A 23380-nucleotide genomic window follows, 5' to 3' on the forward strand; every position below is an offset into this window, starting at 1 on the left:
ATGGCGCCCCGAACCGGCCCGCAAAGGCCAGCCGGGGACTTTATTTCCGCGATCAGGCGGTGCGGACCGTGACGGTGCCGACCAGGAAGTCGTGGATCAGGCGGCTGCGCTCGGTAAACAGGCCGACCAGAAGAATCAGCGGCGTCAGCACCGAGTTCAGGATCCAGAACAGCGCCAGGTGAACGATTGCCGTCAGGAAATCGAGCGGGCGTCCGTCGACGCGCATCATCTGGATGCCCATGGCGCGCATGCCGAGCGAAGCCTGCGCCGGACCGCCGACCGTGAGGCCGAAATAGATGCCCGCCACCAGCACGAAGAGCGCCGGATAAAGGAAGAAGCCGAGGCCGAGCGTCACGATCGACAGGAAGAACAGCACCACCGCTGCCGGAATGCACAGCAGCAGGACGATGATGTAATCCAGGATGAACGCAAATACCCGCCGGCTGAGCGTCCCGCTATAGGCGCGCCAGTCTTCCGGTGCGGCATAGACAGGGTTGGGGTTCAGGCTCATCTAGGGTCTCCTTTGTGAAACGATGCCACTGATATGGTGTCGGCGGCCGGAGATGCAATGATGCGCGCTTTTCAGCGTTTGGCGAGCGCCCGGGCGACCTCGATCGCGAAATAGGTCAGGATGCCGTCGCAGCCCGCGCGCTTGAAGGCGAGCAGCGTTTCCATCATCGCGCGCTCGCCATCGATCCAGCCGTTCATCGCCGCAGCCTTGATCTGCGAATATTCGCCCGAGACCTGATAGGCGAAAGTCGGCAGGCCGAAAGCCTCTTTCATGCGCCAGCAGATATCCAGATAGGGCAGGCCGGGCTTGACCATCAGCATGTCGGCGCCTTCCTCGACGTCGAGTGCCGCATCGCGGATCGCCTCGGTGCCGTTGGCCGGGTCGATATAATAGGTCTTCTTGTCGCCCTTCAGCAGCCCGCCGGTCGAGATCGCCTCGCGGTAGGGGCCGTAGAAGGCGGAGGCGAATTTCGTCGCATAGCTCATGATGCCGACATTCTGGTGGCCCGCGGCATCGAGTGCCCGGCGGATGGCGCCGATGCGGCCATCCATCATTTCCGAAGGCGAGATGATATCGGAACCGGCATCGGCCTGCATGACGGCGGCGCGCGCCACCTGCTCGACGGTCTCGTCATTGACGATCTCGCCGCCGCGCAGGATCCCGTCATGCCCGTGGCTGGTGAAGGGGTCGAGCGCCACGTCGGTGATCACGCCGATAGTAGGCACATGCTTCTTCAGCGCCATCGTCGCCTGGTTGATCAGGTTATTGGCCTCGAGGCTGTTCGAACCCGTTTCGTCGCGCAGCTCCATCTCGATATTCGGGAAGGTGGCGATCGCGGGCACGCCGAGATCGGCGGCTTCCCTGGCGGCTTCGACGAGCTTGTCGACGCTCATCCTGACGACGCCGGGCATGGCCGGGATCGGATCGACGATGCCGCTGCCGGGCACGACGAAGACCGGCCAGATCAGGTCGTCGACCGTCAGCCGGTTTTCCTGCACCAGGCGGCGTGTCCAGTCGGCCTTGCGGTTGCGGCGCATGCGGCGGTGTCCGGTGATGTCGTCGACGAGGTGGGTCTTGTCCTGCATTGTCTTGTCCCTGGCCATTCCATTTGCTGGCGCGCTCATTATCATGCCATCTTCGAAAACCAAACCGGACGATTGGCCGCGCCGGCGCGCAACGTCTGGCGAATGACCGAACAGAACCATAAAGTCCGCCCCATGGAAAATGATTCTCCGGCCCTGCCGAAGCGTACGCTGACCGACCTGATGTTCATCCTCTTCCTGAGGCTGGTGGCGATCACCTGTTTCTGGTTCGGCCTGCAATATTGGGGCATGCTCGTCGGCTACTCGCTGTTCGGCGCCGGCCGCTTCGATCTCTTGAGCCTTCCCTGGAAAGTGGCGGCCACGACGCTCGCCGTCGTCTTCCCTGTCGCCTCGCTGGGGCTATGGCTCACGGTCTCCTGGGGACCGGTCGTCTGGGTGCTTGCGGCGGGGCTGCAGGTGTTGATGCACGGCTTCCTGCCGGAGACTTTCGGCTCCAATCATCTGATCGTCATCACCCATGTTCTGGTGGCCGTGATGTACCTTGCATTCCGCGTCGCGCTCTGGTTCGAGCGGCGCCGCCAGCGGCGTCAGGTAAGCGTTGATTTACCCTGATACAACGGGAGGTTTTCGGTAAGGTGCTGTTAAGCCTGCAGTTTAAGTAGAATTTTATTTGTATTCGATAGGGTCTGTCTCAAGGCGGGAAGAAAACCAACACCGCCAAACAAACAGTGAGGCAGTCATCATGAACACGAAAATCAAGCCGCAGGCGGTATCGAACTTCCGTGACCAGCAGGATCAGGACATCCGTGATCTTTACATGGAATCCCTTCATCTTGTTGAACGTCTTCACCGTCGTCTGCTCGACGTCATCAAGGACGAATTCGACCGTCAGGGCCGCAGCGACGTCAACGCCATCCAGGCGCTCCTGCTCTTCAATATCGGCAACTCGGAACTGACCGCCGGCGAGCTCCGCTCCCGCGGTTACTACCTGGGCTCCAACGTCTCCTACAACGTCAAGAAGCTCGTCGACCTCGGCTTCATCAACCACCAGCGCTCGCGCATCGACCGCCGCTCCGTCCGCATCAGCCTGACGGAAACCGGCACCGAGATCGCCGAGACGGTCGCCAAGCTCTACGAACGCCACATCACCTCGATCGACAAGGTCGGCGGCATCGGCACCGACGAGTTCACCCAGATGAACAAGCTCCTGCAGCGCCTCGACCGCTTCTGGAACGACTCGATCATGTACCGCCTCTAAGTTCCTGAGCCGTTATTCCCGATGGCTCGGTAACAATTCAAAGTGGCAAAACGGACGTAACGGGGCGAGAGAAGGCGCCCCGTTACGTCCGTTTTTGTGGTGCGACCTAACGCCGTTCTACATCCGGATGCTGTAGTAACAACTTGCCAATGCTATACGTTGGATACAGTTTGTCTCGCTCTGTTCCGAGCCGAATGGATGCGGAGATCAGGCGAGAAACGAAGTGGTCGAAATTCACGCGTCCATCTGGGAGCGCCTCGAGAAAGGCGACGACTTGGTTCAAAACCGAACGGAGTTCCACGACTGCTGCCATGGCTTCCGCGCTAGGAAGCTCTTTAATATCGAATGCTAAAAGCGCCTTTCCAATCTCATCTAAGTGAGGTTTGCGCGTAGCGATATCCCGAGGTTCCAGCACGCATGGATCGGGAATCTCTCCTATGTGGCCAGTTGGAACAGGTCGCATCAGTAGATTGGTAGCCTCGCCGCAAAGCTGAGCAACAAACGCGAGCATTCGCGCTCTTGTGCGGACGCGTTCTCTGGCCGTGCTGCGAAACTGGCTTATGGCAACAATGGCTCCCGACACGGCCACGAGAACCGTAATCGCGGTGTAGTCCTCCCGCGCGACAAATTGCGGCAGAAGGCCGATAATTTCTATCGCAAGGCTAAGGATGATTGCGGCTGAGATAACCCAGCCAGCTAGCTTCAGAGCTAATTCCTTCCATCCAGCAACGTTGTGCAGCATCATTTGCGCGAATTCCCCCGCTCCAAGTATCTCTACAACTTGGTGCTGCAAATGTTCCTGCTGGTCAATCACCCAGCGGGCACCAGAAACGTTCCTAGTACATGCGTCTGGTTCCCTTGCCACTCACCACCAGCGTGTCATCTTTGCAACGCATGCCTGCCAAGCGTAATCGCCTGTATTCAGGCCGTTTTTTAGCCGCTATTAACCAGCACCGTTTACGGATTGCTATGGTTTGATGCGTGCCGTCTCCTACCGCTGGTAGGTGCCCGGAAGGGCAGGCGACACGAATTGGCCATATTGGTATGGCAGCGGAAATGCACAGCAGACGGCGCCCTCGAACAGCAGTTCACGCATTCACGCTTCCGGCTCGCAATCTTGTGATGGCTGGACGCGGAAAATCGGTGATGCGCCGCAGAACGGAATGATAGTGGTCTGCGTTATCGCGCAGTGACTCGCAAAGCCCGCGGTTTTCCTCTCAGAGCTGCGGCATTCAGTGGTTGGGACTATGACGAAGAAAAACGGAATTGAAGCTCTCTCGCGCCGCGCATTTCTTGCCTCCGCGGCAACGTTCGGTGTCAGCGCACTGGCCGCCCCGGCATTGGCGCAGACGGCCGTCGATGCGCTGATCAATGCGCCTCAACGCGGCGACTGGGATGATCAGTTCGATGCCAAGGCCGCATCGCGCACCGCAAACGCCATCGTTTCCAATACCCCGATCCTCGGACCGCAGTCCGTTTCCAGCATGCAGCAGGCGATCGCCCAGTATCAGCAGATCGCCTCTGCCGGCGGCTGGCCGACCGTCAATCCGCCGGCCGATCAGCGCTTGCAGCTCGGTGTCACCGATCAGTCGGTCCAGGCGCTGCGCCAGCGTCTCTTTGCCACCGGCGATCTTCCGCAGGAAGCCGGCATGTCGTCCTCGTTCGACTCTTATGTCGACGGTGCGGTCAAGCGCTTCCAGGCCCGTCACGGCCTTCCGTCTGATGGCGTGATCGGCGAATTCACGCTGAAGGCGATGAACATCCCGGTCGATGTGCGCCTGCAGCAGCTGAACACCAACCTGATCCGCCTGCAGACCTTCCCCGAAGATCTCGGCCGCCGTCACGTCATGGTCAACATTCCGGCCGCTTACGTCGAAGCCGTCCAGGATGGCAGCGTCGCGACCCGCCACAACGCGATCGTCGGCCGCCTGAGCCGCCCGACGCACCTCGTCAATTCGAAGATCTACGAAGTCATCCTCAATCCATACTGGACGGCTCCGCGCTCGATCGTCGAAAAGGACATCGTGCCGCTGATGCGCAAGGACCCGACCTACCTGACGCGCAACAACATTCGCCTGATCGACGGCAAGGGCAGCGAAGTCGCGCCTGAAACCATTGACTGGAACGCCGAAAAGGCACCGAACCTGACCTTCCGCCAGGACCCGGGCAAGATCAACGCCATGGCGTCCACGAAGATCAACTTCTACAATAAGAACGGCGAGTACATGCACGACACGCCGCAGCAGGGCCTGTTCAACAAGCTCATGCGCTTCGAATCCTCGGGCTGCGTGCGCGTCCAGAACGTCCGCGACCTGACGACCTGGCTGCTCGGCGAAACCCCGGGCTGGCCGCGCCAGCAGATGGAGCAGGTCATCGCCAGCCGCGTCAACACGCCGATCAAGCTCGCCGAAGAAGTGCCGGTCTATTTCGTCTACATCTCCGCCTGGGGCATGCCCGACGGCATCGTCCAGTTCCGCGACGACATCTACCAGATGGACGGCAATGCCGAACTGGCGCTGGATACCACGGCGACGACGGAACAGCCGGTTCAGTAAGGGCTGGTTCTCTTTGAGTTTGGAAAGGCCGCGCGGATTGCGCGGCCTTTTTTGTTTGGCAAGACCTTTCCTCCCTCATCCCTGTGCTCGTCACAGGAATGAGGGAGGGAGGTCACCCCGCGCGTAGATTGCCCAGCAAATGTCGTTCTTCGTATTGCTCTGGCGCAAACGGAAGGCTAAAGCTGCGGCCATTCCAGTTGAGGAGCCCGCCCATGACCAATGCTTCCACTCAGACCTTCTTCAATCGCAATCTTGCCGATACCGATCCGGAGATCTTCGGCGCGATCGAAAAGGAGCTCGGCCGTCAGCGGCACGAGATCGAACTCATCGCCTCGGAAAACATCGTTTCGCGCGCGGTGCTGGAAGCCCAGGGCTCCATCATGACCAACAAGTACGCCGAAGGCTATCCGGGCAAGCGCTATTACGGCGGCTGCCAGTATGTCGATATCGCCGAGGAACTGGCGATCGAGCGTGCCAAGAAGCTGTTCGGCGTCAACTTCGCCAACGTTCAGCCGAACTCCGGTTCGCAGATGAACCAGGCCGTGTTCCTGGCGCTCCTGCAGCCGGGCGATACCTTCATGGGTCTCGACCTGAACTCGGGCGGTCACCTGACGCACGGTTCGCCGGTCAACATGTCCGGCAAGTGGTTCAACGTCGTCTCCTACGGCGTTCGCGAAGGCGACAACCTGCTCGATATGGACGACGTTGCCGAGAAGGCGCGCACCCACAAGCCGAAGCTGATCATTGCCGGCGGCACCGCTTACTCCCGTATCTGGGACTGGAAGCGCTTCCGCGAGATCGCCGATGAAGTCGGCGCCTACCTGATGGTCGACATGGCCCACATCGCCGGTCTCGTCGCCGGTGGCCAGCATCCGTCGCCGTTCCCGCACTGCCATGTCGCGACGACCACGACCCACAAGTCGCTCCGCGGCCCGCGCGGCGGCGTCATCCTGACGAACGAGGAAGATCTGGCGAAGAAGTTCAATTCGGCCGTCTTCCCGGGTCTCCAGGGCGGTCCGCTGATGCACATCATCGCTGCCAAGGCCGTTGCCTTCAAGGAAGCGCTGCAGCCGGAATTCAAGGAATACGCAGCCCAGATCGTCAAGAACGCCAAGGCGCTTGCCGAAACCCTGATCGCAGGCGGCCTCGACGTCGTCTCCGGCGGCACCGACAACCACCTGATGCTCGTCGACCTTCGCAAGAAGAACGCCACCGGCAAGCGTGCGGAAGCCGCCCTCGGCCGCGCCTACATCACCTGCAACAAGAACGGCATCCCGTTCGACCCTGAAAAGCCGTTCGTCACCTCGGGCGTCCGCCTCGGCGCGCCTGCCGGCACGACCCGTGGCTTCAAGGAAGCCGAGTTCAAGGAAATCGGCAACCTGATCGTCGAGGTTCTCGACGGCCTGAAGGCTGCCAATTCCGACGAAGGCAATGCCGCTGTCGAAGGCGCCGTGCGGGATAAGGTGGTGAACCTCACCAACCGCTTCCCAATGTACGACTACATCGGCTAAGGATAGCGCATGCGCTGCCCATTCTGCGGATCGGAAGACACACAGGTCAAGGATTCACGCCCGGCGGAGGACAATACGTCCATCCGCCGCAGGCGTATCTGTCCCGATTGCGGCGGCCGCTTCACGACCTTCGAGCGTGTGCAGCTGCGCGAGCTGATGGTCGTCAAGAAGACCGGCCGCAAGGTGCCCTTCGACCGTGACAAGCTGGTGCGCTCCTTCGAGATCGCGCTGCGCAAGCGCCCGGTTGATCGCGACCGCATCGAACGCGCCGTCTCCGGCATCGTCCGGCGTCTGGAAAGCTCCGGTGAGGTCGAGATCGGTTCGGAGGCCATCGGTCTTCAGGTTCTCGAAGCGCTGAAGAGCCTGGATGACGTCGGCTTCGTCCGCTACGCCTCCGTCTACCGCGATTTCTCGCATGCCGAGGATTTCGAGAAGGTCATTTCCGAGATCAACGCCAAGATTGGCCGCGATACTCTGGACAGTTGAGCGATGACATCAGCATCAGACGATGAACGTTACATGGCCGAGGCTGTCCGCCTCGGCCTTTTGCATCTTGGGCAAACTTCCACCAACCCATCCGTCGGCTGCGTGGTCGTCAAGAACGGCGAGATCGTCGGCCGCGGCACGACCGCTGTTGGCGGCCGCCCGCATGCCGAGCCGCAGGCGCTGGCCGAGGCCGGGTCGAGGGCGGAGGGCGCCACCGCCTATGTGACGCTTGAGCCATGCTCGCATTTCGGCAAGACGCCGCCCTGCGCCAATGCGCTGATCGCGTCCGGCGTCTCCCGCGTCGTCATCAGCGTCACCGATCCCGATGAGCGCGTCTCCGGCCGCGGCATCGGCATGCTTCGCGACGCCGGCATCGAGGTCGATACGGGCGTGCTGGAGGAAGAGGGCAGGCGCTCGCTCGCCGGCTATCTCACCCGGCAGACGAAGAGGCGGCCCTATGTGACTCTCAAACTTGCAGTTTCCGCCGACGGCATGATCGGCCGTGCAGGCGAGGGGCAGGTGGCGATCACCGGGCCTGCGGCGCGCGCCGAGGTGCAGAAGCTGCGCGCACAGTCGGATGCCATTCTCGTTGGTATCGGCACGGCGATTGCCGATGATCCGGAACTGACGGTGCGGATTGCGGGGCAGGAGGATCGCTCGCCGGTGCGGATCGTGCTCGATCCGGCGTTGTCGCTGCCGGTGACGGGCAAGCTGGCGCAAACGGCGCGGCAGGTGCCGGTGATCGTTGTGGCACGGGAAGAGGTTTCGGATTTGGCCGCCGTCGAGGGGTCACCCCCCTCTGCCCTGCCGGGCATCTCCCCCACAAGGGGGGAGATCGACTCGCGGACGGCGCCTCCCCAAGCAATCGATGTTGAAGCGAGCGGATCCCCCCAGCCAATCTCCCCCCCTGTGGGGGAGATGCCCGGCAGGGCAGAGGGGGGCATCCCACCCGCCAGCACTGAAGATGGCCTCGACTCCCGCCGCACCGCCCTCGAAGCCCTCGGCGTCGAAGTCCTCTATTGCAATCCCTATCACCCGGAAGTCCTGCTCCCGGCGCTCGCTTCCCGCGGCATTTCCTCGTTGATCGTCGAAGGGGGAGCCCGGACGGCGAAACTCTTCCTCGATGCCGGTCTCGTCGATCGCATCCAGCTCTATCAGGGCGATGTGGTGATCGGCGCCGATGGTATTGAATCGCCGGTCACGAAGACCGATATGCCATCCGGTTTCGCCCACAGGGGCACATTTTCATTCGGCCCCGACCGGATGGACGAATACGAAAGAGAGCTTTGATGTTCACCGGCATTGTCACTGATATGGGCACGATCGAATCCGTTTCCCCGATGAACGAGGGCGTCAAGCTGCGCGTTGCCACGAGCTACGATCCGGCGACCATCGATATGGGCGCCTCGATCTCGCATGCCGGCGTCTGCCTGACGGTCACCGGCCTGCCGGACGAAGGCAGCAACGGCCGCTGGTTCGAGGTCGAGGCCTGGGAAGAGGCGTTGCGGCTGACGACGATTGCCGGCTGGAAAGCCGGAAGCCGCATCAATCTCGAGCGTTCGCTGAAGATCGGCGACGAGCTCGGCGGCCATATCGTCTCCGGCCATGTCGACGGCAAGGCGGAAATCCTCTCGGTGACCGCCGAAGGCGACGCGACCCGATATCGCCTGCGCGCGCCGGAACATCTGGCAAAATTCGTGGCGCCGAAGGGCTCGGTCGCTCTCGACGGCACGTCGCTGACGGTCAATGCCGTCGAAGGCACGGATTTCGACGTGCTGCTGATCCGCCACACGCTCGAGGTGACGACCTGGGGCGAGCGCAAGGCAGGCGACTTCGTCAATTTCGAAGTCGATACCATGGCCCGCTACGCCGCTAGGCTTGCCGAGTTCCCTGCCGCGAAAACAGAATGATCTCGCCGTTGTAATCGGTGCGGGTGACCTCGCGGAAACCGAGCTTTCCCGCAAGGCGGATCGACGGCGCGTTTTCCGGCGAGATGATGCAGGTCATCTCCATGTCGGGAAAGCGCTGTTCGGCCCAGGCGATCATCGCTTGCAGCGCTTCGCTCGCATAGCCGCGGCCATGGAAAGACGGCGAGAGCGCCCAGCCGGTTTCCAGCGTGCCCTCGATCGACGGCGTCATTTCGCGGCGGGTTTCGAGAAAGCCGCATTCGCCGACGAAGCGGCCGGTTTCTTTTTCCTCGATGGCCAGGAAGCCGAAGCCCATATGATGCCACATGCCGGTGGCGCGCAGCAGCCGCGCCCAGGTCTGTTCGCGCGTGCTCGGAACGCCGGTGATATGGCGCACCACGTCTTCATCAGCCCAGAAGGTAACGTAGGCCTCGAAATCGGTTTTCCTGTGCGGGCGCAGGATCAGGCGCTCCGTCTCGATCGTCGGAATATTCAGCATTGAAAATCGCTTTCTGTCTTATGCGCCGGGTTCGTTGTGCCAGTAGTCGAGGCTCTCGTCCGAGCGCCCGATGACCCGGAAGCTCGGATAGCCGCCATCCTTGCGGGTCTTCGCCAGGAACTTGCCGGAATCGGGATATTCGACGATCTCCGTCGGCGACATCGTGGAGACGCCGATATAGATCAGCGGCTCGCTGCCCGTGTTGAGAATCTGATGCGCCGTTTCCGGGCCGCCCGCCGGCGCGCCGAGAACCGATCCCTTGGAAATCGCATGCCGTTCGCCGCCGAAGCGGTATTCGCCGCTGCCCGAAAGCACGATGAACAGCTCGTCTTCGACATGATGATTGTGGAAGGGACAGCCCGACTTGCCCGGAGGCACTTCATTATAGCTGACGCCGAGATTGGAAAGGCCGAGAAGCTTGCCGAAAGAAATGTCGGTGCCTTCGTAAAGCTTGCCCTGCGTCCAGTGCTCGAGTTCGAGCGTGGAGGGGTCAATCACCGGCTTGGTTGTTTCTGATGGCATGTCTCGTCTCCCTTTTGGGGCGCAACAGACCATCATTCGCATGCAATTTTCAAGAGTAGGGACGCGAGAAATGGACGGGCGGCGCGTGAGGAACGCGCCGCCCGTCTGCTGTTAATCGGTATAGATCGTGATGCTGCCATCCGCCGCCTGTTCGGCGTTGATGACATTGCTGACGCTGACGCCTTGATCCGCGAGCTTGCGGGTAAGGCTCTTGTTGGCGTCGATCGAGGCCTGGATCTGATGGACTTCCTGGGCGTCGCGTACCGGGGCCGAACGTGGGCCGAACTGGTCCATGCTGTCGATGTTGCGCCAGTCCTGATATTGCTGGACGGCGAAGTCGTTGCCCTGGAACGTACGCAAGGTGTGCTCGATCCCGGAGGCGGAGTTCATACTCAGGTTTTCCGCACGGCTGACGCCGACGAAGGCGAGAGAGGAGAAAGCGGAAACGATGGCAATCTTAGCAACGCGGTTCATGGTAGTGTCCTTTCATCTGCTCTGACGGTCGGCTGTCGTGCAGGGGATCGTCTGCGTTACGAGAAAGGAATTGGGGCGCAAAACCTCTCCCTTCAATGGGCTAAGTCACTGAAATCGCGTTAATTATTCTTCACGTTTGCTGCCTTCTTTTCGCCATGATCGAGGCGGCCGGAGGCCGTCCTTGATGCAGTGCAGCATAACCTGCCGCTATATGCTTGCAGCGATTTCAGGATTTGCATTTCAGCCATGATCGGAATTTGCTTGCCATTCGTGCGTAGGCGTGTTTTGACCGCGGCCTGCTGCACGGCTGAACTCTCTAAAACCGAAGGTGAACCATGGCCCGGGATGATGCTCCCCATATTTTGATCGTCGAAGCACGCTTCTACGATGACATGGCTGACGCCCTTCTCGATGGCGCGACCCACGCGCTGAAGGAAGCCGGTGCCACGTTCGACGTCGTCACCGTTCCCGGTGCGCTCGAAATTCCGCCGGCCATTGCCATGGCGCTCGACGGGGCAGACAATGGCGGCGTGCTGTATGACGGCTTTGTCGCCCTCGGCATGGTCATTCGCGGCGAGACCTATCATTTCGATATCGTCTCCAACGAATCCTCGCGTGCAATAATGGATCTGGCGGTCAGCGAGTCCCTTGCCATCGGCAACGGCATTCTGACGGTCGAAAATGACGAGCAGGCTTGGGCGCGCGCCCGCCGCTCGGACAAGGACAAGGGCGGCTTTGCTGCCCGCGCAGCTCTCACGATGATCGAGCTGAAGAAGAAACTGGGTGGGCTTGAATGACCAACGAAACTCCGGAGCGCCAGGTAAAGTCGGCAAATCAGCGGGGCGCTGCGCGTCTCGCTGCCGTACAGGCGCTCTATCAGATGGATATCGGCGGCACCGGCGTGCTGGAAATCGTCGCCGAATATGAGGCCCATCGCCTCGGCCAGGAAATTGACGGCGAGACCTATCTGAAGGCTGATCCGTCCTGGTTCCGCTCGATCGTATCGGGCGTCGTGCGCGAACAGCGCCGCCTCGATCCGCTGATCGCCTCTGCCCTGCAGGACGACTGGGCGCTGTCGCGTCTCGACAGCACGGTCCGCGCCATCCTGCGCGCCGGCGTCTTCGAACTGACCGATCGCAAGGACGTTCCCGTCGCCGTCATCGTCACGGAATATATGGAAATCGCCCAGGCCTTCTTCGAAGACGACGAGCCGAAGCTGGTGAATGCCGTTCTCGACCGCATTGCCAAGCAGGTACGCGGCGACACCAGGAAGTAAGCTTCCTCCGTCCTCCATCGGACCAAATCGCTCAATCCATTGTGCTGCAAGGGTTTTAGGCCCTTGCGGTCTTGACGTCGTGTTTTCCACCAAGCAATCTCCGCACGCAAAGCTAGAGCGTTTCTGAGGAGAGAAGACGATTCGGCTGCTTGCGTGGCCGGGCGGAGGAGTGTTCCGGCACTTTTGGAGGAAAGAGCGAAATGACCATTCTTTTATGCGTAATCGCATGCGGTCTGCTCTCGGTGGTCTATGCCATCTGGGCAACCCGTTCGGTGCTGGCCGCCGATCAGGGCAATAGCCGCATGCAGGAGATCGCGGGCTATATCCGCGAGGGCGCGCAGGCCTACCTCACGCGTCAGTACAAGACCATTGCCATTGTCGGCATCGTTGTTTTCATTGCAGCATGGCTGCTTCTCTCCGGCACGGCCGCGATCGGTTTCCTGATCGGCGCCGTACTTTCCGGTGCCGCCGGTTTCATCGGCATGCACGTTTCGGTCCGCGCCAATGTGCGCACGGCCCAGGCTGCTTCCCACAGCCTCTCCGCCGGTCTCGATATCGCCTTCAAGTCTGGCGCCATCACCGGCATGCTCGTTGCCGGTCTGGCGCTGCTCGGCGTCTCTATCTACTATTACATCCTGACCGGCGTGCTCGGTCATGACACCGGCTCGCGTGAAGTCATCGATGCGCTGGTCGCACTCGGCTTCGGCGCCTCGCTGATCTCGATCTTTGCCCGTCTCGGCGGCGGTATCTTCACCAAGGGCGCAGACGTCGGCGGCGACCTCGTCGGCAAGGTGGAAGCCGGTATTCCGGAAGACGATCCGCGCAACCCGGCAACCATCGCCGATAACGTCGGCGACAATGTCGGCGACTGCGCAGGCATGGCGGCCGACCTTTTCGAAACCTATGCGGTCTCGGTTGTCGCCACCATGGTTCTCGCGGCGATCTTCTTTGCCGGTGCACCGATCCTGCAATCGGCGATGATCTATCCGCTGGCGATCTGCGGCGTCTGCATCATCACCTCGATCATCGGTACCTTCTTCGTCAAGCTCGGCTCGAACGGCTCGATCATGGGCGCCCTCTACAAGGGCCTCATCGTCACCGGTCTGCTGTCGATCATCGGCCTTGGTGCGGCAACCTCGCTGACGGTCGGCTGGGGTTCGCTGGGCATGGTCGCCGGGCATGACATCACCGGCACGAACCTCTTCATCTGCGGTCTCGTCGGCCTCGTCGTCACCGCGCTGATCGTCGTCATCACCGAATACTATACCGGCACAGGCAAGCGCCCGGTCGTCTCGATCGCCCAGGCATCGGTCACCGGTCACGGCACCAATGTCATCCAGGGCCTCGCGGTCTCGCTGGAATCGACGGCGCTGCCGGCGGTCGTCATCGTCGGCGGTATTCTGGCTACCTTCCAGCTCGGCGGCCTGTTCGGCACCGGTATTGCGGTCACCGCAATGCTCGGCCTTGCCGGCATGATCGTCGCGCTCGATGCCTTCGGGCCGGTCACCGACAATGCCGGCGGTATTGCCGAAATGTCCCACCTGCCGCCGGAAGTGCGCAAGTCGACCGACGCGCTCGATGCCGTCGGCAATACGACGAAGGCCGTCACCAAGGGTTACGCGATCGGTTCGGCCGGTCTCGGCGCGCTGGTGCTCTTCGCCGCCTATTCGAACGACCTGCAGTATTTCGCGGCTCACGGCGACCAGTATCCGTACTTTGCGGGCATCGGCACGATCTCCTTCGATCTGTCGAACCCCTATGTCGTCGCCGGCCTGCTGTTCGGCGGTCTGATCCCGTATCTGTTCGGCGGTATCGCCATGACCGCCGTCGGCCGTGCGGCCGGCGCGATCGTCGAGGAAGTGCGCAAGCAGTTCCGCGAGAAGCCGGGCATCATGCAGGGAACCGAGAAGCCGGATTACGGCCGCGCCGTCGATCTGCTGACCAAGGCGGCGATCCGCGAGATGATCATCCCGTCGCTGCTGCCGGTCCTGGCGCCGATCGTCGTCTATTTCGGCGTGCTGCTGATCTCGGGCTCCAAGGCCTCGGCCTTCGCCGCCCTCGGCGCCTCGCTGCTCGGCGTGATCATCAACGGCCTCTTCGTCGCCATCTCGATGACCTCGGGCGGCGGCGCATGGGACAATGCCAAGAAGTCCTTCGAAGACGGCTTCGTCGATAAGGACGGCAATCGTCACATGAAGGGTTCGGAAGCCCACAAGGCATCCGTCACCGGCGATACCGTCGGCGATCCCTACAAGGATACAGCCGGTCCGGCGGTCAACCCGGCGATCAAGATCACCAATATCGTTGCTCTCCTGCTGCTCGCGGTTCTCGCCGGCATGTAAGGGAAGGGCAGGGCTGAAACGAAGAAACCCGCCGGATCGCTCCGGCGGGTTTCTTTATTGTCTGATGCGTTCCGTACTCACTGGATGCTGGCCGGGTTCTGCGGGTTGCCCTGCGGCGTGCCGAACAGGCTCTTTGCCGCGCTGCCCGCGCCGCCCTGGAGAACCTGCTGAAGGAAGGTCAGCTCGCGGCCGCCGGTCGGCGTTACGCGCGAGATCGTGTCGAACACCTTGCCGTCCTGCAGCGTGTAGTTGGCGCGGCGTGCCACGACGCCGTCCTTGTCGAAATAGATGGCGAGAACGCTCTGATCGACCACCCTGAGCTTTTGGTAGGCGATCGAGCGCGTGCGCTTCTGCGAGATGTAATAGAAGACTTCGTTGTCGAAGGTCGCCGTCGTCGAGGGCGTGCCGAGCGACAGGAGAACCTGTTCGCGGCTCGAACCTTCGGGTACGAGGTTCAGCGATTCCTGATCGACGACATAGCCGCCGTTCAGCACGGTGCCGGTCTGGCAACCGGTAAGTCCTGCTGAGGCAATCATGATGGCAATGGCCGCGCTGCTGAAGAACTTTACGTCAGACTTGAAATACCGTTTCTTCAACGACATCTACTCCCCTTGAGTATCGGTAGGCGGCTTTTGACCATGCGAAGCACCGCTGATGCAAAACCTTTGTGGCCTTTCCGGGGTCGAATTCTCCCAATTCGCCGCGTCGCTGCCCTGAAAGGGCGCTGTCCCGAAAGTGGCCACCTTCGGCATTGCAATTCGCGCCTGCTTCGGTAAACCAGCTTTCGAATTCATGCAACACGGCCCACGCAACTCCGCGTGAAGAATGAGGCATTTCCGGAAAAAACAATGATCTTCGGGCTCTTTCGTAAGAAAAACAACAATCAGGCGATCGTCGAGCGGCAGTATTCGACGCTGACGTCGGCCGCCCGCACGCCCGAGTTCTACGAAAGCATGGATGTGCCCGACACCGTCATGGGCCGCTTCGAGATGCTTTCGCTGGTGATGATCCTGTTCTTCCGCCGCACGCGGGCCTCCGGCACCAGCGGCCAGGAGATCGCCCAGGAGATCGTCGACGCCTTCTTTCAGGATATCGACTATTCGATCCGCGAGCTCGGTATCGGCGACAACAGCGTGCCGAAGCGCATGAAGAAGCTGGCGGGCATGTTCTACGGCCGCCTCGAAGCCTATTCCAAGGCGATGGATGCCGGTGACAGCGAAGCACTGTCCACGGCGCTGTCGCGCAACATTCACCCGAAGGCGGAAGCTCCGGCCGACATGAGCGCGCTCGCCGCCTGGATGTTCAAGGCCGAAGCGGCACTCTCGGAGCAGTCCGAAGATCAGATAGCGACCGGCTCGGCGACGCTGCCGGACGCGGCCTGAGGAGGAAGACATGAAACATCAGGACGACGCCATTCCCTTTTCCTATCTGGTAAAGGTCGGCCATATCTCGGCCAATCCCGTCGAGGTGCGCCTAGAAGCCGACGAGAAGGAGCGTAAGGCGCTCGCCGAGAGCTGGAACATTCTCTCCGTCGATGAGCTGCGCGCCGAGCTGCAGGTCAACCGCTGGAAGAAGGACGGTATCCGCGTCAAGGGCAGGGTGCATGCCCGCATCGTACAGGCCTGTGTCGTGACGCTCGAGCCCGTTATCTCGGATATCGACGAGCCCTTCGAGCAGATCTTCGTGCCGGAAAATTCCAAGCTTGCCCGCCGCCCGGCCAATGATGCCGGCGAGATGGTGCTCGATCCCGATGGTCCGGATCTGCCGGAACCCTTCACTGGCGACAGCATCGATGCCGGCGCCGTGGTGACCGAATTTGCCGCGATGGCGATCGATCCCTATCCGCGCAAGCCCGGCATCGAATTCAACGGGCATATCGAGGACGATGGCCAGAACGACAAGAAGCCGTCGCCATTCGCTGCGCTCAAGGACTGGAAGAAGGACTGAATACCCGTTGGGTATTTGACACAATTCAGTTGTAAGCGATGGGAAAACCGGTATTTTGGCCGAAATTTCGCCTCCCCCGGCGAAAAAGAAGGATCAGGGACGCGTGATCAGAATTTCTCTCGACCTCATGGGCGGCGACTTTGGTCCCCAGGTTGTCATCCCAGGTGCCGCCAAAGCGTTGGAGCGGCATCCGGATATTTCCTTCGTTTTCTACGGGTTGAAGGAAGAGTGCGAGCCCGTTCTCGCCAAGTTCCCGAAAGTCGCAGCCAAGTCGGTCTTCCATGACTGCGAGGTTGCCGTGCGCATGGACGAGAAGCCGAGCCAGGCGCTTCGCCGCGGCCGCTACGTCTCCAGCATGTGGCGCACCATCGAAGCCGTGAAGTCCGGCGATGCCGACGTTGCGGTGTCGGCGGGCAATACCGGCGCGCTGATGGCGATGTCGAAGTTCTGTCTGCGCACCATGGCCAATATCGAACGCCCGGCGATCGCCGGCATCTGGCCGACCCTGCGCGGCGAGAGCATCGTTCTCGATATCGGCGCGACGATCGGCGCGGATTCGCAGCAGCTGATGGATTTCGCCCTGATGGGCGGCGCCATGGCGCGCGCGCTTTTCGAGATCGAGCGCCCGACCATCGGCCTGCTCAATGTCGGCGTCGAAGAGATCAAGGGTCAGGAAGAGGTCAAGGAAGCAGGACGCCTGCTTCGCGAAGCCAATCTTGATTCGCTCGAATATTCCGGCTTCGTCGAAGGCGACGATATCGGCAAGGGTACGGTCGACGTCGTCGTCACCGAAGGTTTCTCCGGCAATATCGCACTGAAGGCCGCCGAAGGCACGGCAAAGCAGATCGGCACCTATCTGCGTGCCGCGATGTCGCGCACGCTGATGGCCAAGATCGGCTATCTGCTGGCGAAAAGCGCTTTCGACATGCTGCGCGAGAAGATGGACCCGAGCAAGGTCAATGGCGGCGTGTTCCTCGGCCTGAACGGCATCGTCATCAAGAGCCATGGCGGCGCCAATGCCGAAGGTATCGCAGCCGCGATCGAAGTCGGTTACGACATGGCCAAGAATGGCCTCAATCAGAAAATAGAAAACGATCTCAAGAAATATCATGCCAAGCGGCAGCCGCCCATCGGGCCGGAAGCTGCGTGAGCGACGGGGTTTAGCAAGAATGATCCGTTCAGTGGTTCGCGGGTTCGGAGCCGCACTTCCGAAACGCGTAATGACCAACCGCGACATGGAAGATGTCGTTGACACGTCGGACGAGTGGATCGTCCAGCGTACCGGCATCCGCCAGCGCTATGTCGCAGGCGAGGGCGAGACGACGTCGTCGCTCGGCGAGCAGGCCGCACGCGCAGCACTCGATAATGCCGGCCTGACGCCCGCCGATATCGACCTGATCATCTGTGCCACCTCGACGCCCGACAACACCTTCCCGGCGACGGCGGTCAATATCCAGAACCGTCTCGGCATGAGCCATGGCTTCGCCTTCGACGTTCAGGCCGTCTGCACCGGCTTCGTCTATGCCGTCACCACGGCTGACGCCTATATCCGCGGCGGCCTCGCCAAGCGCGTTCTCGTCATCGGTGCCGAGACCTTCTCGCGCATTCTCGACTGGAATGACCGAACCACCTGCGTGCTCTTCGGCGATGGCGCCGGCGCTCTCGTTCTCGAAGCTTCCGAAGGCGAGGGCAAGACCTCGGATCGCGGCGTTCTGACCGCGCATCTGCGCTCCGACGGCTCGCACAAGGACAAACTCTTCGTCGATGGCGGCCCGTCGAGCACCGGCACCGTCGGCAAGCTGCGCATGGAAGGCCGCGAAGTCTTCAAGTATGCGGTCGGCATGATCACGGACGTCATCCAGGCGGCATTCGACGCCACCGGTACGACGTCTGACGATCTCGATTGGCTGGTCCCCCACCAGGCAAATCGACGCATCATCGACGGTTCGGCCAAGAAGCTGAACATCGCCCCAGAAAAAGTCGTCATCACCGTCGATCTGCATGGCAACACCTCGGCGGCTTCCATTCCGCTGGCGCTTGCCGTTGCAGCCGGTGACGGACGCATCAAGAAGGGCGATCTCGTCATGCTCGAGGCCATGGGCGGCGGCTTCACCTGGGGCGCCGTGCTGCTGCGCTGGTAGTGCTGCAAATCGCAAAAAACTGACGACGAACAAGAGCTTGACCGTAAGGCGCAAGACAAATAGTCTTTGCTCGCTTTCATAAGATATTTTGCAGCTTGGGCGGGGAAACCATGACCGGAAAGACAGTGACGCGAGCAGACCTGGCGGAATCAGTTTTCCGGAAGGTTGGTCTCTCTCGAACAGAGTCCGCCGAACTCGTCGAAACCGTCATTGACGAAATCTGCAACGCCATCGTCCGTGGAGAGACGGTCAAGCTCTCCTCCTTCGCGACCTTCCAGGTGCGCGACAAGAACGAGCGTATCGGCCGCAACCCGAAGACCGGCGAAGAAGTGCCGATTTCGCCGCGCCGCGTCATGACCTTCAAGGCGTCGAACGTCCTGAAGACCCGGATTCTCAAGGCTCACACGCTGCGCAAGGTCAAGCAGAAGCCTGCAAATCCGGCCTCCTGAGCCCGTTCCATCGGCTCTGCCTAATCGATAAATCATTGATGTCATTGCCCGCGAACTGTGGGAACCCGAAGACGTGACTTGAATTCGGCGGTTCAAACCGTTGAAATATGATGAGTCGCGGATTGGACCGCCACCGAGGTCGCGTAGGGAGTAGGACGTTGGACAAGAGCCCTGATGCTTTTCGAACCATCAGCGAAGTTGCGGATGATCTTGATCTGCCGCAGCACGTCTTGCGCTTCTGGGAAACTCGTTTTCCGCAGATAAAGCCGATGAAGCGTGGCGGCGGACGCCGTTATTATCGCCCTGAAGATGTGGATCTGCTGAAGGGCATCCGTCATCTGCTCTATGATCACGGCTACACGATCAAGGGCGTGCAGAAGCTCCTGAAGACCAACGGCAACAAGTTTGTCGTCTCCGTCGCCCATGGCGATCTCGCCAGCGTCGAGGCGCTGGCGGCGAGTTCCAAGGATGGCGGCGGCTCTTCGTCCTCCGAACCCCGCGTCAGCATGGCCGATGAAGACCAGCTCGTCGGCCGCGCCAAGGCGCCGATCACCCGCCGCTTCTTCAATTTCGTCGCCGGCGAGGATGAGCAGGGCGAAGTCTCGATCGGCAAGTCGAGCGTCGGCAAGGAAGACCGCGCGCTGCTCCAGGAAGCGCTCTACGACCTCCTGGAATGCAAGCGCCTGCTCGACCAGGTACGCTGACTGAAATCGCTTTTGCCCTTGTTTCAATGGCCCTTGCTTCTAGCTAACTCCCCGTAAGCCATCCGGCACGGGGAATTCTGGATGATTATAGACGGCGCTGCCGGGGCATTTCCTTCATCTGACATATGCATCGTCGGTGCCGGTCCGGTCGGCCTTTCGCTGGCTTTCCGCTGCGCCGAACGCGGTCTTTCCGTAGCGATTGTCGAGGCGGGATCCACTGACGGCAGTGGTGGCGATATCGCACCCGGTCCCGTCAGTTTCACCAATGGTCATCATGTCGAAAGCGCGCTGTCGGTCGCAAGCGGCATCGGCGGCACGTCGCGGCTTTGGGGCGGCCGCTGCGTGGCACTCGATCCGCTGGATTTCGGCAGACGCGGCCACGTCCCGATGTCGGGCTGGCCGATCCCGGCTGACGCATTGCAATCCTACTATCCCGATGCCCTGAATTTTCTCGGCTGCGATCCCAGGGCTTCGGTGATGAGGTCGCGAGTCGAAGGTGACGTGCGGATGGATTCGCTGGAGCATTGGGCGCCGGAGCCTGATCTCGGCGGCAGATATCGCGAGCGTCTGGTCGCCGCCGCCGGTATCACGGTGATCACCAATGCGCGCGTCAGCGCCATGACGGTCTCCGGCGATGGAGATATCGAGGGGCTGGAGCTGCTGACATCGGAGGGCCGGAGGGACCTGCAGGCCGGCCGCTACGCACTGGCGGCAGGCGGTCTCGAAAACACCCGGCTTCTGCTGGCCGCGCAGGAGAGACATCCGGAGAAATTCGGCGGGCGGGGAGGACCGCTCGGCCGTTTCTATGCGGGACATCTGACTGGCTATCTCGGCGTCATCGAATTCAACAACGTCGAGACCGAGGACCTGCTCTGGTTTCGCAAGGCGCGTGACGGCGATATCGTTCGCCAGCGCCTGATGATCGATCCCCCGGTGCAGGTGGCGAACGGGTTGCTCAATGCCGCCTATTGGCTGGAGAGCCTTTCGATCGCCGATCCCAGCCATGGCAGCGGCGCGCTGTCGCTGGTCTATCTGATCTTCGCGCTGACCGGCCTCTATCCGCGCATTGCCCGTGGCCTGGCGCCTGCTACGTCGATCACGCCGCAACGCCTCTACCGCGCCCACTGGCGCAACATCCGCAATGATGTCGCCGTTATCCCGGGTGCGGCGCGGACGCTATTCGACATGCTGCTGCGGCGCTTCCGGCGGGCGGCGGGCGCAGTGCGCAATCCGCGGCGCCGCTATCTGCTGCGCTATCACGCCGAGCAGGCGCCGAATGCCGAAAGCATCGTCCGGCTACGGACGCAAGGCGAGGGGAAAGCGGCCGGTCTCGAAATAGACCTGCGGTTCGGCATGCAGGATTTCGATTCCATCGTCCGCTCCCACGAGATCATCGATCGGTGGCTGCGGCGCGAGAAGCTCGGTCATCTCGATTACATCCACCGCTGTGACGAGCGGCACGATGCCGTCAGGGATCAGGCACTCGACGGCTACCACCAGATCGGCTCGACCCGCATGTCGGATGATCCCGGCAGCGGCGTGGTGAACGCCGATTGTCGGGTGCACGATGTCGGCAATCTCTATGTCGCCGGCAGCAGCGTCTTTCCGACGGGTGGACAGGCCAATCCGACGCTGCCGGCCATCGCTCTGGCGCTGAGGCTTGCCGATCATTTGGCCAGTTTGGCGAGTGACGAAACGCCGCCGAGCGAGCGGAAGGTCGAGGAAACAGTGTCCTCATGAGCGAGGAAAGGGGCGGGACCTCCAGGTCTCGCCCCTTTCTCTCCGCGGTCTTGTGACGCGCGCCGGTCTACTCGAGAACCTGGATGACGCGGTGCGTCTGCGGTTCCACGATCACACGGCGGTCATTGACCACGGTATAGGCATAGCCATCCATATTGGGGACGGTATGGACTTCGACGGTATCGGGCAGTGTCGTGCCGACGACCACATCGCCGTCATAGACTACCGAAGGCGTCTGCTGCTCCATCACATAGGTGCGGACTTCGCCCGGAAGGACGATCGCACCGGTCGGAGCCGGATCGGTGACGATGACGGTGCTCTGCGCGAAGGCAGCAGAGCTAACCGTCAGCAGTGCGGCGGCCGTGGCCAGCATGATCTTGCGCATGGGATAAACTCCTTTTCCTACCCAGCCGTCATGGAAACGTGGCGGAAAGTTCGTTGTTCCCAAATCAGCCCGCCGATCTCAGCGGGCGGCGAGCTCCACGCGCATCATCGCGAGCAGCGTATCGTAGTCCTGGATGCCGTCGAAATAGAAGCGAATGACACTGCGGGCGACATCCAGCGCCTCCACACTCTGCTTGTGAACGCTGGCGCTCGGCCGCCACCGTATCGAAGACGGCCTGAAGCACATCGACCTCTTCGGGCGCGACCGGATCGTGTATCCCGCGTTCTGTCACCGCGTTCATTCACTCCTCCACTCTTCCTTCTGCCATATGTCAATGTGCGAGCGGCAGGGGCGCATTTCAACCGCCAAGCGCAATGATAGTAATTGAGTCCTTACTAAAACGGATGGCGTATCCGCGGCTTAGCCTTTCCCGAGGGTCGCTGTTGAGACTTTTTGCCCGCGATCTCTGCGTATCCCGTTAATAAGTGATTAACCATAAGCGGCGTTTATTCCATCCTGAATGCTGGCGGCTTGTTGATTCGAGAAACCGCTGGGCGAATTTTCCCGTTTTGGGGAACAGGAAAGACGATAACGGCGGCTCCCTGAATGCGTTTGCTGAATCTGATATCGATCGTTGCGGTGGCGGGCGTGATGGCCGGCTGCAGTACAACGAGCGGCAGCGTCAAGCAGCCGTCCGGCCCGGAAGCCATTGCCAGCGAAAAGGCGCTGGTCATGCCGCCGCCCGGCGGGCCGTCGATCGTCAGCGTCGTCGAGACCAAGCGCGGCAATGGCGTCGAGCAGACGCTGTCGCTCTTCACGTCGTCCTCGGTTCCCGGCCAGAATTTCATGAAGGTGCAGTTCCTGGGCGCCAGCGGCTCCAATCCGGATACCGGAAGCGCCGGCTACAGGATGTTCAGCGAAACCGGCATGTCGCGCGAAGCCTTCGCTTCCGTGCCCGGCGTTGCCATGGCGCGCAACACGACGTTCCTGCAGAACAGCTACGGCCCGTTCTCCTACGCTTCCGGCCGCAGCCGCGGCGGCGATACCTGCATCTATGGCTGGCAGCAAATCCGCTCCAGCCGCGCCGCGCATACGCAGACCCGCAATTTCGGCATGATCCAGGTGAAGCTCCGGCTTTGCGACGCCCGCGCCAGCGAGCGCCAGCTGCTCGCGGTCATGTACGGCTACACGATCACCGGCACGCTGAACGGCGAGATCTGGAATCCCTACGGCGACGTTCGCGGCGCCGACCCGACGCTCGGCCAGACCGGCACGCCGATCTATCCGGATGAGGGTGGCTATCGCCAGACGTCGATGCCGCTCGGTTATGAACCGGCGCCGCAGGCCGTCGGCCGCGTCACCGTGCGCCGCGCCGTCGTCACGCGGCCGCAGCCCGCCGCACCGCAGCCGGTCGTGCAGCAGGCGCCGCCCGTCGGGCCGCGCGTGCCGCTGCCGGATGCGCCGCAGCAGAGTTCGCAGATGGTTGCTCCGGGCAGTCCCGCGCAGCCGGCGGCTCCGGCACAACAATCCGCGCGGGCAGGCGGCGTCGCCGTGCCCTCGCCAGACTGCATAGGCGATGCGGCCATGACGGCCGCCTGCCGGAGATAGACTTGCATGCCCGGGCCTTCTG

Annotated in this window: 26 protein-coding genes and 1 pseudogene; 18 read left to right on the forward strand and 9 right to left on the reverse strand. The window is 61.6% G+C overall.

Annotated features, from left to right (window positions below; genetic code table 11):
* Nucleotides 1-52 precede the first annotated feature (52 nt).
* Together ABIE40_RS06685 and hemB are read right to left on the reverse strand one after the other, a co-directional pair.
* Entirely contained in the window at nucleotides 53-511 is a 459-nt protein-coding gene (locus tag ABIE40_RS06685) for an RDD family protein (RefSeq protein ID WP_199628801.1), read from the reverse strand.
* A 71-nt stretch (nucleotides 512-582) separates the two neighbouring features.
* Nucleotides 583-1596 (reverse strand): porphobilinogen synthase, encoded by a 1014-nt coding sequence (hemB, locus tag ABIE40_RS06690; protein WP_199628800.1) that lies wholly within the window; start codon nucleotides 1594-1596, stop codon nucleotides 583-585.
* Nucleotides 1597-1728: 132 nt separating this feature from the next.
* Between hemB and ABIE40_RS06695 the strand changes: the two genes are divergently transcribed.
* A complete protein-coding gene (locus ABIE40_RS06695) occupies nucleotides 1729-2166 on the forward strand; it encodes a DUF6163 family protein (RefSeq protein WP_199628799.1) in 438 nt (145 codons plus the stop codon).
* A 130-nt stretch (nucleotides 2167-2296) separates the two neighbouring features.
* Nucleotides 2297-2812 (forward strand): transcriptional regulator LdtR, encoded by a 516-nt coding sequence (gene ldtR, locus ABIE40_RS06700; RefSeq protein ID WP_112389587.1) that lies wholly within the window; start codon nucleotides 2297-2299, stop codon nucleotides 2810-2812.
* A 106-nt stretch (nucleotides 2813-2918) separates the two neighbouring features.
* Here ldtR and ABIE40_RS06705 read toward each other — a convergent pair whose 3' ends face one another.
* Nucleotides 2919-3626: a hypothetical protein gene (locus tag ABIE40_RS06705; RefSeq protein ID WP_199628798.1), complete on the reverse strand. Its 708-nt coding sequence runs from the start codon at nucleotides 3624-3626 to the stop codon at nucleotides 2919-2921.
* 433 nt (nucleotides 3627-4059) lie between these two features.
* Here ABIE40_RS06705 and ABIE40_RS06710 point away from each other — a divergent pair, with 433 nt between their 5' ends.
* The 5 genes from ABIE40_RS06710 to ABIE40_RS06730 all read left to right on the forward strand — a co-directional run bounded on the left by ABIE40_RS06710 (nucleotide 4060) and on the right by ABIE40_RS06730 (nucleotide 9274).
* Nucleotides 4060-5367, forward strand: a complete 1308-nt coding sequence (locus ABIE40_RS06710; protein WP_199628797.1) for a L,D-transpeptidase family protein — start codon at nucleotides 4060-4062, stop codon at nucleotides 5365-5367.
* A gap of 212 nt (nucleotides 5368-5579) precedes the next feature.
* A complete protein-coding gene (gene glyA, locus ABIE40_RS06715; protein ID WP_199628796.1) occupies nucleotides 5580-6878 on the forward strand; it encodes a serine hydroxymethyltransferase in 1299 nt (432 codons plus the stop codon).
* A 9-nt stretch (nucleotides 6879-6887) separates the two neighbouring features.
* On the forward strand, nucleotides 6888-7364 hold the full coding sequence (nrdR, locus tag ABIE40_RS06720) for a transcriptional regulator NrdR (RefSeq protein WP_112718761.1): 477 nt from the start codon (nucleotides 6888-6890) through the stop codon (nucleotides 7362-7364).
* Between the two features lie 3 nt (nucleotides 7365-7367).
* The gene (gene ribD / locus ABIE40_RS06725) at nucleotides 7368-8654 is read left to right on the forward strand and encodes a bifunctional diaminohydroxyphosphoribosylaminopyrimidine deaminase/5-amino-6-(5-phosphoribosylamino)uracil reductase RibD (RefSeq protein WP_199628795.1); all 1287 of its coding nucleotides are present in this window, start codon (nucleotides 7368-7370) and stop codon (nucleotides 8652-8654) included.
* The gene (locus tag ABIE40_RS06730; RefSeq protein ID WP_130282716.1) at nucleotides 8654-9274 is read left to right on the forward strand and encodes a riboflavin synthase; all 621 of its coding nucleotides are present in this window, start codon (nucleotides 8654-8656) and stop codon (nucleotides 9272-9274) included. Before ribD ends, ABIE40_RS06730 begins: the two co-directional genes overlap by 1 nt.
* Here ABIE40_RS06730 and ABIE40_RS06735 read toward each other — a convergent pair.
* The 3 genes from ABIE40_RS06735 to ABIE40_RS06745 form a co-directional block, all read right to left on the reverse strand.
* Entirely contained in the window at nucleotides 9237-9770 is a 534-nt protein-coding gene (locus ABIE40_RS06735; RefSeq protein ID WP_199628794.1) for a GNAT family N-acetyltransferase, read from the reverse strand. The genes ABIE40_RS06730 and ABIE40_RS06735 overlap by 38 nt on opposite strands.
* An 18-nt stretch (nucleotides 9771-9788) precedes the next feature.
* Complete coding sequence (locus tag ABIE40_RS06740) at nucleotides 9789-10292, reverse strand: cupin domain-containing protein (protein WP_199628793.1); 504 nt, start codon at nucleotides 10290-10292, stop codon at nucleotides 9789-9791.
* Between the two features lie 111 nt (nucleotides 10293-10403).
* Nucleotides 10404-10766, reverse strand: a complete 363-nt coding sequence (locus ABIE40_RS06745) for a hypothetical protein (protein WP_112718756.1) — start codon at nucleotides 10764-10766, stop codon at nucleotides 10404-10406.
* Nucleotides 10767-11101: 335 nt separating this feature from the next.
* On the opposite strand from ABIE40_RS06745, the gene ribH reads away from it, so the two are divergent.
* The 3 genes from ribH to ABIE40_RS06760 all read left to right on the forward strand — a co-directional run bounded on the left by ribH (nucleotide 11102) and on the right by ABIE40_RS06760 (nucleotide 14384).
* Nucleotides 11102-11563: a 6,7-dimethyl-8-ribityllumazine synthase gene (gene ribH, locus ABIE40_RS06750; RefSeq protein WP_112718755.1), complete on the forward strand. Its 462-nt coding sequence runs from the start codon at nucleotides 11102-11104 to the stop codon at nucleotides 11561-11563.
* On the forward strand, nucleotides 11560-12042 hold the full coding sequence (gene nusB, locus ABIE40_RS06755; protein WP_112718754.1) for a transcription antitermination factor NusB: 483 nt from the start codon (nucleotides 11560-11562) through the stop codon (nucleotides 12040-12042). Before ribH ends, nusB begins: the two co-directional genes overlap by 4 nt.
* A 200-nt stretch (nucleotides 12043-12242) precedes the next feature.
* Nucleotides 12243-14384, forward strand: a complete 2142-nt coding sequence (locus tag ABIE40_RS06760) for a sodium-translocating pyrophosphatase (RefSeq protein WP_199628792.1) — start codon at nucleotides 12243-12245, stop codon at nucleotides 14382-14384.
* A 77-nt stretch (nucleotides 14385-14461) separates the two neighbouring features.
* Here the strand turns inward: ABIE40_RS06760 and ABIE40_RS06765 are convergent, their stop codons facing one another.
* Nucleotides 14462-14986, reverse strand: a complete 525-nt coding sequence (locus ABIE40_RS06765; RefSeq protein ID WP_112718752.1) for an outer membrane protein assembly factor BamE — start codon at nucleotides 14984-14986, stop codon at nucleotides 14462-14464.
* Between the two features lie 190 nt (nucleotides 14987-15176).
* Here ABIE40_RS06765 and ABIE40_RS06770 point away from each other — a divergent pair.
* The 7 genes and pseudogenes from ABIE40_RS06770 (at nucleotide 15177) to ABIE40_RS06800 (ending at nucleotide 21365) form a co-directional block, all read left to right on the forward strand.
* Nucleotides 15177-15766, forward strand: a pseudogene (locus ABIE40_RS06770) (ubiquinol-cytochrome C chaperone family protein).
* 10 nt (nucleotides 15767-15776) lie between these two features.
* Entirely contained in the window at nucleotides 15777-16331 is a 555-nt protein-coding gene (locus ABIE40_RS06775) for a YceD family protein (RefSeq protein WP_112718750.1), read from the forward strand.
* A gap of 103 nt (nucleotides 16332-16434) precedes the next feature.
* On the forward strand, nucleotides 16435-17481 hold the full coding sequence (gene plsX / locus ABIE40_RS06780; RefSeq protein WP_112718828.1) for a phosphate acyltransferase PlsX: 1047 nt from the start codon (nucleotides 16435-16437) through the stop codon (nucleotides 17479-17481).
* A 19-nt stretch (nucleotides 17482-17500) separates the two neighbouring features.
* Entirely contained in the window at nucleotides 17501-18472 is a 972-nt protein-coding gene (locus tag ABIE40_RS06785; protein ID WP_112718749.1) for a beta-ketoacyl-ACP synthase III, read from the forward strand.
* Between the two features lie 110 nt (nucleotides 18473-18582).
* Nucleotides 18583-18921: an integration host factor subunit alpha gene (locus tag ABIE40_RS06790; protein WP_112718748.1), complete on the forward strand. Its 339-nt coding sequence runs from the start codon at nucleotides 18583-18585 to the stop codon at nucleotides 18919-18921.
* A 110-nt stretch (nucleotides 18922-19031) separates the two neighbouring features.
* Nucleotides 19032-19625, forward strand: coding sequence for a MerR family transcriptional regulator (locus ABIE40_RS06795; protein WP_112718747.1), 594 nt, complete (start codon nucleotides 19032-19034; stop codon nucleotides 19623-19625).
* Between the two features lie 81 nt (nucleotides 19626-19706).
* On the forward strand, nucleotides 19707-21365 hold the full coding sequence (locus ABIE40_RS06800; RefSeq protein ID WP_354540982.1) for an FAD-dependent oxidoreductase: 1659 nt from the start codon (nucleotides 19707-19709) through the stop codon (nucleotides 21363-21365).
* Between the two features lie 67 nt (nucleotides 21366-21432).
* On the opposite strand, the gene ABIE40_RS06805 is transcribed toward ABIE40_RS06800, so the two are convergent.
* Together ABIE40_RS06805 and ABIE40_RS06810 are read right to left on the reverse strand one after the other, a co-directional pair.
* Nucleotides 21433-21750 carry a DUF1236 domain-containing protein gene (locus ABIE40_RS06805; RefSeq protein WP_112718745.1) on the reverse strand — a complete coding sequence of 106 codons (318 nt, stop codon included), beginning with the start codon at nucleotides 21748-21750 and terminating at the stop codon, nucleotides 21433-21435.
* A gap of 78 nt (nucleotides 21751-21828) precedes the next feature.
* A complete protein-coding gene (locus ABIE40_RS06810; protein ID WP_354540983.1) occupies nucleotides 21829-21996 on the reverse strand; it encodes a hypothetical protein in 168 nt (55 codons plus the stop codon).
* 360 nt (nucleotides 21997-22356) lie between these two features.
* Here ABIE40_RS06810 and bcsN point away from each other — a divergent pair, with 360 nt between their 5' ends.
* Nucleotides 22357-23358 carry a cellulose biosynthesis protein BcsN gene (gene bcsN / locus ABIE40_RS06815; RefSeq protein ID WP_199628791.1) on the forward strand — a complete coding sequence of 334 codons (1002 nt, stop codon included), beginning with the start codon at nucleotides 22357-22359 and terminating at the stop codon, nucleotides 23356-23358.
* The last annotated feature ends 22 nt before the right edge of the window (nucleotides 23359-23380 follow it).

The sequence above is a fragment of the Rhizobium sp. OAE497 genome, from assembly GCF_040546565.1.
Taxonomy (GTDB): Bacteria; Pseudomonadota; Alphaproteobacteria; order Rhizobiales; family Rhizobiaceae; genus Rhizobium.

Bases quoted from the DNA above. Each gene is read 5' to 3' on its own strand.
- ABIE40_RS06685 (WP_199628801.1), bottom strand. From the start codon at position 511: ATGAGCCTGAACCCCAACCCTGTCTATGCCGCACCGGAAGACTGGCGC.
- hemB (WP_199628800.1), bottom strand. From the start codon at position 1,596: ATGCAGGACAAGACCCACCTCGTCGACGACATCACCGGACACCGCCGC.
- ABIE40_RS06695 (WP_199628799.1), top strand. From the start codon at position 1,729: ATGGAAAATGATTCTCCGGCCCTGCCGAAGCGTACGCTGACCGACCTG.
- ldtR (WP_112389587.1), top strand. From the start codon at position 2,297: ATGAACACGAAAATCAAGCCGCAGGCGGTATCGAACTTCCGTGACCAG.
- ABIE40_RS06710 (WP_199628797.1), top strand. From the start codon at position 4,060: ATGACGAAGAAAAACGGAATTGAAGCTCTCTCGCGCCGCGCATTTCTT.
- glyA (WP_199628796.1), top strand. From the start codon at position 5,580: ATGACCAATGCTTCCACTCAGACCTTCTTCAATCGCAATCTTGCCGAT.
- nrdR (WP_112718761.1), top strand. From the start codon at position 6,888: ATGCGCTGCCCATTCTGCGGATCGGAAGACACACAGGTCAAGGATTCA.
- ribD (WP_199628795.1), top strand. From the start codon at position 7,368: ATGACATCAGCATCAGACGATGAACGTTACATGGCCGAGGCTGTCCGC.
- ABIE40_RS06730 (WP_130282716.1), top strand. From the start codon at position 8,654: ATGTTCACCGGCATTGTCACTGATATGGGCACGATCGAATCCGTTTCC.
- ABIE40_RS06735 (WP_199628794.1), bottom strand. From the start codon at position 9,770: ATGCTGAATATTCCGACGATCGAGACGGAGCGCCTGATCCTGCGCCCG.
- ABIE40_RS06740 (WP_199628793.1), bottom strand. From the start codon at position 10,292: ATGCCATCAGAAACAACCAAGCCGGTGATTGACCCCTCCACGCTCGAA.
- ABIE40_RS06745 (WP_112718756.1), bottom strand. From the start codon at position 10,766: ATGAACCGCGTTGCTAAGATTGCCATCGTTTCCGCTTTCTCCTCTCTC.
- ribH (WP_112718755.1), top strand. From the start codon at position 11,102: ATGGCCCGGGATGATGCTCCCCATATTTTGATCGTCGAAGCACGCTTC.
- nusB (WP_112718754.1), top strand. From the start codon at position 11,560: ATGACCAACGAAACTCCGGAGCGCCAGGTAAAGTCGGCAAATCAGCGG.
- ABIE40_RS06760 (WP_199628792.1), top strand. From the start codon at position 12,243: ATGACCATTCTTTTATGCGTAATCGCATGCGGTCTGCTCTCGGTGGTC.
- ABIE40_RS06765 (WP_112718752.1), bottom strand. From the start codon at position 14,986: ATGTCGTTGAAGAAACGGTATTTCAAGTCTGACGTAAAGTTCTTCAGC.
- ABIE40_RS06775 (WP_112718750.1), top strand. From the start codon at position 15,777: ATGAAACATCAGGACGACGCCATTCCCTTTTCCTATCTGGTAAAGGTC.
- ABIE40_RS06785 (WP_112718749.1), top strand. From the start codon at position 17,501: ATGATCCGTTCAGTGGTTCGCGGGTTCGGAGCCGCACTTCCGAAACGC.
- ABIE40_RS06790 (WP_112718748.1), top strand. From the start codon at position 18,583: ATGACCGGAAAGACAGTGACGCGAGCAGACCTGGCGGAATCAGTTTTC.
- ABIE40_RS06795 (WP_112718747.1), top strand. From the start codon at position 19,032: ATGAGTCGCGGATTGGACCGCCACCGAGGTCGCGTAGGGAGTAGGACG.
- ABIE40_RS06800 (WP_354540982.1), top strand. From the start codon at position 19,707: ATGATTATAGACGGCGCTGCCGGGGCATTTCCTTCATCTGACATATGC.
- ABIE40_RS06805 (WP_112718745.1), bottom strand. From the start codon at position 21,750: ATGCGCAAGATCATGCTGGCCACGGCCGCCGCACTGCTGACGGTTAGC.
- ABIE40_RS06810 (WP_354540983.1), bottom strand. From the start codon at position 21,996: ATGTGCTTCAGGCCGTCTTCGATACGGTGGCGGCCGAGCGCCAGCGTT.
- bcsN (WP_199628791.1), top strand. From the start codon at position 22,357: ATGCGTTTGCTGAATCTGATATCGATCGTTGCGGTGGCGGGCGTGATG.